At 69.8% G+C, this 6300-nt stretch carries 6 protein-coding genes and 1 pseudogene; 3 read left to right on the top strand and 4 right to left on the bottom strand.

Going from position 1 to position 6300, the window contains the following annotated elements:
• A pseudogene (locus WT24_RS32895) lies at window positions 1-319 on the bottom strand (hypothetical protein); the annotation flags it as partial.
• A 237-nt stretch (window positions 320-556) separates the two neighbouring features.
• Between WT24_RS32895 and WT24_RS15600 the strand changes: the two are divergent.
• Both WT24_RS15600 and WT24_RS15595 read left to right on the top strand, forming a co-directional pair.
• Window positions 557-1297 carry a response regulator gene (locus WT24_RS15600; RefSeq protein WP_059500555.1) on the top strand — a complete coding sequence of 247 codons (741 nt, stop codon included), beginning with the start codon at window positions 557-559 and terminating at the stop codon, window positions 1295-1297.
• Window positions 1294-2616, top strand: a complete 1323-nt coding sequence (locus WT24_RS15595; protein WP_060034606.1) for an ATP-binding protein — start codon at window positions 1294-1296, stop codon at window positions 2614-2616. The genes WT24_RS15600 and WT24_RS15595 overlap by 4 nt, the downstream gene beginning before the upstream one ends.
• A gap of 94 nt (window positions 2617-2710) precedes the next feature.
• Here the strand turns inward: WT24_RS15595 and WT24_RS15590 are convergent, their stop codons facing one another.
• From WT24_RS15590 to WT24_RS15580, 3 genes are all read right to left on the bottom strand, one after another.
• Complete coding sequence (locus WT24_RS15590) at window positions 2711-3445, bottom strand: metallophosphoesterase (protein ID WP_059500557.1); 735 nt, start codon at window positions 3443-3445, stop codon at window positions 2711-2713.
• Window positions 3446-3543: 98 nt separating this feature from the next.
• On the bottom strand, window positions 3544-4080 hold the full coding sequence (locus WT24_RS15585) for a GNAT family N-acetyltransferase (RefSeq protein WP_060034603.1): 537 nt from the start codon (window positions 4078-4080) through the stop codon (window positions 3544-3546).
• Window positions 4081-4090: 10 nt separating this feature from the next.
• On the bottom strand, window positions 4091-4723 hold the full coding sequence (locus tag WT24_RS15580; protein ID WP_059789259.1) for a LysE family translocator: 633 nt from the start codon (window positions 4721-4723) through the stop codon (window positions 4091-4093).
• A 299-nt stretch (window positions 4724-5022) separates the two neighbouring features.
• Between WT24_RS15580 and WT24_RS15575 the strand changes: the two genes are divergently transcribed.
• Entirely contained in the window at window positions 5023-6216 is a 1194-nt protein-coding gene (locus WT24_RS15575; RefSeq protein ID WP_059500560.1) for a porin, read from the top strand.
• Window positions 6217-6300: the final 84 nt, after the last annotated feature.

Genomic DNA, 6300 nt, shown 5'->3' with positions numbered 1-6300 from the left:
ACTGTCCAAGAAATCCAAGCGGTTCAGAAAGACCGAACACTAACGCTCGGCACTGTCCAAGAAATCCAAGCGGTTCAGTATGAATGCAGTTGATGCACGAGTATGTCCAGAAATCGACGAGCACGACCTTGCCGCGCAACTGGTCGAGCGTCAGCGGCGGGCTGTTGTGCCAGCGGTCGATGCCGGTGAAACCGGGTGCCGTCGTGCCGGCCGGCGACGCCTGCACGCCCGCGTCGTCGCGGGTGCCGGCGAAGGCGGCGAGCCCGGCCGTGGCGGCGAGGGCGATGACGAGGGCGGCGGTCTTGAGTCGGGGCAGCATGGCGTTCTCCTGATCTTTGGGGGCCGTGGCGCGATGGCGGCGGCCGGGACGGGTTTCGACAGGCCCCATTAGGCGGCCCTGACGTATCTGCGATGTGTCCGGCCGGCCGCGCATGTGCAATGTTGTGTGTCGCTGCGGCGGCGCGATACATTGGGATACAAACGCGCGGCCGCCGTGCGGTATAAAAGCGGACATCGCCCGCCCGAACGAACCCGCCACCGATACCGACAACGACTCATGGAAAAGATCGACCACGTGCTGATCGTCGACGACGATCGCGCGATCCGCGAACTGATCGCGGACTACCTGGAGAAGAACGGCATGCGCGTGTCGCTGGCCGCGAACGGCCGCGAGATGCGCAACGTGCTGGACGACGGCGCGCCCGATCTGATCGTGCTCGACCTGATGCTGCCCGGCGAGGACGGCCTGACGCTGTGCCGCGACCTGCGCGCCGGCAAGTTCCGCACGGTGCCGGTGCTGATGCTGACCGCACGCGGCGAGGAAACCGACCGCATCATCGGCCTCGAGATGGGCGCCGACGATTACCTGGCCAAGCCGTTCGCGGTGCGCGAGCTGCTCGCGCGGATCCGCTCGGTGCTGCGCCGCGCGCGCATGCTGCCGCCCGGCATGCAGGTGACGGAAACGGCCGCGCTGCTCGCGTTCGGCGAATGGCAGCTCGACACGACCGGGCGCCACCTGCTCGACGCCGACGGCACGCTGGTCGCGCTGAGCGGCGCCGAATACCGGCTGCTGCGCGTGTTCCTCGACAACCCGCAGCGCGTGCTGACGCGCGACCAGTTGCTCAACCTCACGCAAGGGCGCCAGTCCGACCCGTTCGACCGCTCGATCGACCTGCTCGTGAGCCGGCTGCGCCAGCGCCTGCGCGACGGCGCGCGCGAACCGCGCTACATCAAGACGCTGCGCAACGAGGGCTACGTGTTCTCGTCGGCCGTGACCGCCGTCGGCGGTACGCCATGAGCGCGCGCATGCCGTGGCGCTGGCCGCGCTCGCTGTTCGCGCGGCTCGCGCTGATCCTGTGCGTGGGCCTCGCGCTCGCGCAGACGCTGTCGTTCTGGCTCACCGTGACCGAGCGCGACCAGGCGACCACGAACCTGATGATGGGCTACATCGAGCGCGAGGTCGCGAGCTCGGTCGCGCTGCTCGACCATCTGCCGCCGGCCGAGCGCACCGCGTGGCTGCCGCGCCTTGCGCGGCGCAGCTATGCGTTCATCCTCGGGCCCGGCCAAACCGGCACGCCGCCGGAGGCGCGGCTGTCGGCGCGCGTCGAGCGCTCGATTTCGGACGGCATCGGCGGCGACTACCCGCTGACCGCGAATTCGATCCCCGGCGACCGCGAACATCTGCAGGTGCATCTGCGGCTGACCGACGGATCGCCGCTGACGATCGACATCCACCCGATGTCGACGGTGCCGCTGTCGGGCTGGCTGCCGGCCGTGCTCGTGGTGCAGCTCGCGGTGCTGGCCGCGTGCTGCTGGCTCGCGGTGCGGCTCGCCACGCGGCCGCTCAAGCAGCTCGCGCAGGCCGCCGACGCGCTCGGCCCCGATCTGAAAGGCGAGCGGCTGAGCGAAGAGGGGCCGTCGGAAGTCGCGCGCGCCGCGCGGGCATTCAACGCGATGCAGGACCGCATCGCGCAGTACATGGCCGAGCGCATGCAGATCCTCGCGTCGATCTCGCACGATCTGCAGACGCCGATCACGCGGATGCGGCTGCGCGTCGACGTGATGGACGACGACACGCAGGGTGCCAAGCTGCGCCAGGACCTGCTGGAGATGGAGCATCTGGTGAAGGAGGGCGTCGCGTACGCGCGAACGCTGCACGGTACCGAGGAAGCCGCGCGCCGCATCGATCTCGACGCGCTGCTCGACAGCATCGTGTACGACTACACGGATGCCGGGCAGGACGTCGCGCTGCACAGCCGCGCGCCGCTCGCGCTCGTCACGCGGCCGAAGGCGCTGCGCCGCATCGTCGGCAACCTGGTCGACAACGCGCTGAAGTTCGCGGGCGCGGCCGAGATCGACGTGCAGGCGGCGCCGGACGGCGGCGCGGTGATCGCGGTGCTCGATCGCGGGCCCGGCATTCCGGACGATCAGCTCGACGCGGTGTTCGAGCCGTTCCGGCGCGTGGAGACCTCGCGCAATCGCGATACGGGCGGCACGGGGCTCGGCCTCGCGATCGCGCGGCAACTCGCGCTTGCGATGGGCGGCACGCTCACGCTGAACAACCGGCCCGACGGCGGCGGGCTCGAAGCGAGGCTGACGCTGAGAAACGCGGGATGACGCGATGCGGCGCGCGAGCGTCGCGGTTTCGGTCGCGGGCCGATGCGTGTGACGGGTGCGATGTGTGCGACGTCGTACGCGTTGCGGATGCGCGTCAGCAGCGGCCGGTGCGCAGCGCGACGGTCCAGTCGTCGCGGCCGCGCGAAGCCGCGACGGCGGCGGCCGTGTGCCAGTCGTATTCGACCGCATGGAATTCGACGGTCCAGCCGGCCGCCGTGCGCGACACCATCGCGTAGCGCGCATGGGGCGAGCCGGTCTCGATCCGGTGCGGATGCGGCAGGTCGTCCGCGTACGCCTGCAGCCCGACGCTGCCCGGATTGACGATCAGCCGGCCGTCGTCGAGCTTCGCGGTACGCGGCACGTGCGTGTGGCCGCACAGGATCAGCGACGCCGCCGTGTCGCCCGCGCGCTGCGCGACCTCGTCGGGCGTGGCCGCGCGGCAGCCGTCGGGCGTGACCGTTTCGAGGAAGTAGACGAGATCGCTGGCCGGCGTGCCGTGCACCATCAGCACGTCGCCGTCGAGCATCAGGCGTTCGGGCAGCGCGGCGATCCAGTCGAGCTGGTCGGCGCGCAGCGTGTCGTGCGCCCAGCGATCGGACAGCCGCATCGCGTCGCGATCGTAGGTGAGCAACTGCCGTTCGTGATTGCCCTTGACGGTCGGCAGGCCGAGCGCGATCAGGCGGTCGGCCGTCTCGGCCGGATGGAGCGCGCCCGACACGATGTCGCCGAGATTGACGATCACGTCGGCGCCGCGGCGGCGGACGTCGTCGAGCACCGCGTCGAGTGCGGCGAGATTGCCGTGGATGTCGGACAGCGCGGCGATTTTCATGGCGGGGCGTCGATGAGGGGAGCGGCGATTGTCGCGCAATTCGGCGCGGGCCGTCCAATCGCGTCGCGGCGTCGGCGCGCGAGGCCGCGGGCGGCGCGTCAGTCGGTCGCGAGCCGTGCGTACATCGCGAAATCGCCCGGCGTGCCGCGCACCATCTTGTAGGCGCGCAGCAGCCCTTCGTAGCGGTAGCCGCACTTCTGCAGCACGCGCGCGGAGCCCGCGTTGCCGGTCAGCACGACGGCCTGCATGCGAATGAAGCCGCCGTGCGCGAACGTCCATGCGGTGACGGCTTCGCATACCGCGCTCGCGATGCCGCGCCCCCAGTGCGACGGCGCGAGGTCGTACACGATCTCCGCGGAGCGGTTCACGGTGGACACCGTATGCAGCCCGATCGTCCCGGCGAGCGCGCCCGACGCCGTGTCGACGATCGCGAGACGCCGGACCGAATCCGGATCGGCCGATTCGATGTCGTCGAACAGCGGCAGCAGATCGTCGGGCGAGCGCAGGTTCCAGCTCGTGTGACGGACGACGTCGGGATTCGACAGATACGCGTACCACGCGTCGAGGTCCGCGCGTTCGAGTTGCCGGAGCGACAGGCCGGGGAATCCGGAGCGGGGCGGTGCGGCGATTTTCATCGGACGGCGCCTACGCGGCATGGCGTCGGTACAGCGCCAGCGACCCGGCGAGCGCGACGAGCATCGCGCCGCACGTGCGTTCGAGCCACAGCGCGCCCGAGCGCTTCAGCAGTCGCACCGCGCGTGCGCCGAGCAGCGCGTAGCCGAACATCACGACGCCGTCGAGCAGCGCGAACGTGACCGCGAGCGCGACGTATTGCGGCGCGAGCGGCGCCTGCGGATCGAGGAACTGCGGCAGGAACGCGGAGAAGAACAGATAGCCCTTCGGGTTCGTCACCGCGGTCAGGAAGCTTTTCGCGAAGATCGACGCGTGGTGTCCGGAGGCCGTGCCGCCTTGCGCGGCCGCGACGTCGAGCGATCCCTTCGACATCAGCAGCCGGATGCCGACATAGGCGAGGTAGGCGGCGCCGAGCCATTTCACGACCGAGAACCAGAACGCCGACGCCATCAGCAGCGCGCCGAGGCCGAGCGCGACCGCGACGATCAGCACGAAGTCCGACAGCATCGCGCCCGCGAAACCGTAGGCCGCGCGGCGCACGCCGTAGCGCGAGCCGTTGGTCAGCGCGAGTAGCACGGTCGGGCCGGGTGTCGCGATGCCGACGAACGCGACGGCAGCGAAGATCAGCAGGGTCGTTTCATGCATGAAGAAGCTCCCGGTGGAAGGCGCGCAGCCGATTATCGTCCGCGTCGCCCCGCGCTGTACAGGCGCGACGGCCGCACGCCGGGCCGCGCATCCGACTATCTCAATTTTGACAAGAAACTGTTGTCATTATTCCGCTTTGGAACGGAACCGGTTCCAACTACCATACCGGCCGCAGCGGGCATGCCCGCCGCTTCGTCGCGCGCGAACGTCGCCGGCCTCGCACCGCCGGCGGATGTCGGCGCCCGCGCGCTACTCGCCATAGCCAGAACAACGGGTTCACCGCCCGGAGACATGAAACCATGAACAAGCAACTGATCGCAGCCCCGCTGCTGCTCTCGCTCGCGGGTATCGCCGCCGCGCAAAGCTCCGTCACGCTGTACGGCATCGTCGATGCGGGCGTGACCTATCGCAGCAACGAACGCGTCGGCTCCGCGGGCGCATACACCGGGCATTCGAGCGTCGGGCTCACGACCGGCAACCTGTCCGGCAGCCGCTGGGGCATCAAGGGTTCCGAGGATCTCGGCGGCGGGATGCGCGCGCTGTTCGTCCTCGAGAACGGCTTCGACATCACCAACGGCACGTCGGGCCAGGGCGGCCGCCAGTTCGGCCGGCAGGCGTTCGTCGGCGTCGGCAGCGACCGCTACGGCACGATCACGCTCGGCCGCCAGTACACGTCGCTCGACGATTTCGTGAGCCCGGTCGGCCCGTCGTCGTTCATCGGCGGCTTCGGCGCGCACCCGGGCGACATCGACGATCTCGACCAGACCGCGCGCGTCGACAGCGCGATCAAGTACACGAGCGCGAACTACTCGGGCTTCACGTTCGGCGCGCTGTACGGCTTCGGCGGCCAGCCGGGCAGCATGAAGCAGCGCAACACGTGGAGCGTCGGCGCCGCGTACGCGGCCGGCCCGCTGCGCGTGGGCGTCGGCTACGAGCGCTCGGACAACAGCAAGACGGGCGCGACCGATCCGACGGCGGGCAAGTGGCAGAGCACCGACGACGGCCTGTTCAATTCGTCGATCAACGAAGGCTACGCGAGCGCGCAGTCGCAGCAGGTGATCGCGACGGGCGCGACGTACGACTTCGGCCCGGCCGTCGTCGGCGTGAACTACAGCAACGTGCAGTACCGCGGCGGCGCGCAGTCGCTGTTCAGCGGCCACGCGACCTTCAACGTCGCGGGCGTGTTCACGCGCTGGAACGTGCAGCCGCAGACGCAGCTGTTCGCCGGCTACAGCTACACGCGCGGCAGCGACGTCGACGGCATCGACAACCGCGCGCAGTATCACAACGTCACGCTCGGCGCCGTCTACGACCTGTCGAAGCGCACCAGCGTGTACCTGCTCGGCGCGTATCAGCATGCGTCCGGCACGACGCTCGACGCGCTCGGCCGGCCGGTGGCCGCGACCGCGTCGGTGTCGGACAAGGCGAACGGCCATTCGTCCGATTCGCGGTCGCAGGCAATCGTGAGCCTGGGGCTGCGCCAGAAGTTCTGACGCAGCGATCGTTGCGCATGCAACGGGGCCCGCTGCCGCTACGCTGCGGGCTCCGTCGTGTGCAGGCTCCTGTACTGTCGTCTC

The sequence above is a fragment of the Burkholderia sp. MSMB1078WGS genome (assembly GCF_001528895.1).
GTDB lineage: Bacteria > Pseudomonadota > Gammaproteobacteria > Burkholderiales > Burkholderiaceae > Burkholderia.
The sequence above is the reverse complement of the archived record's forward strand: the minus strand, read 5'-3'. Positions and strand labels throughout refer to the sequence as shown.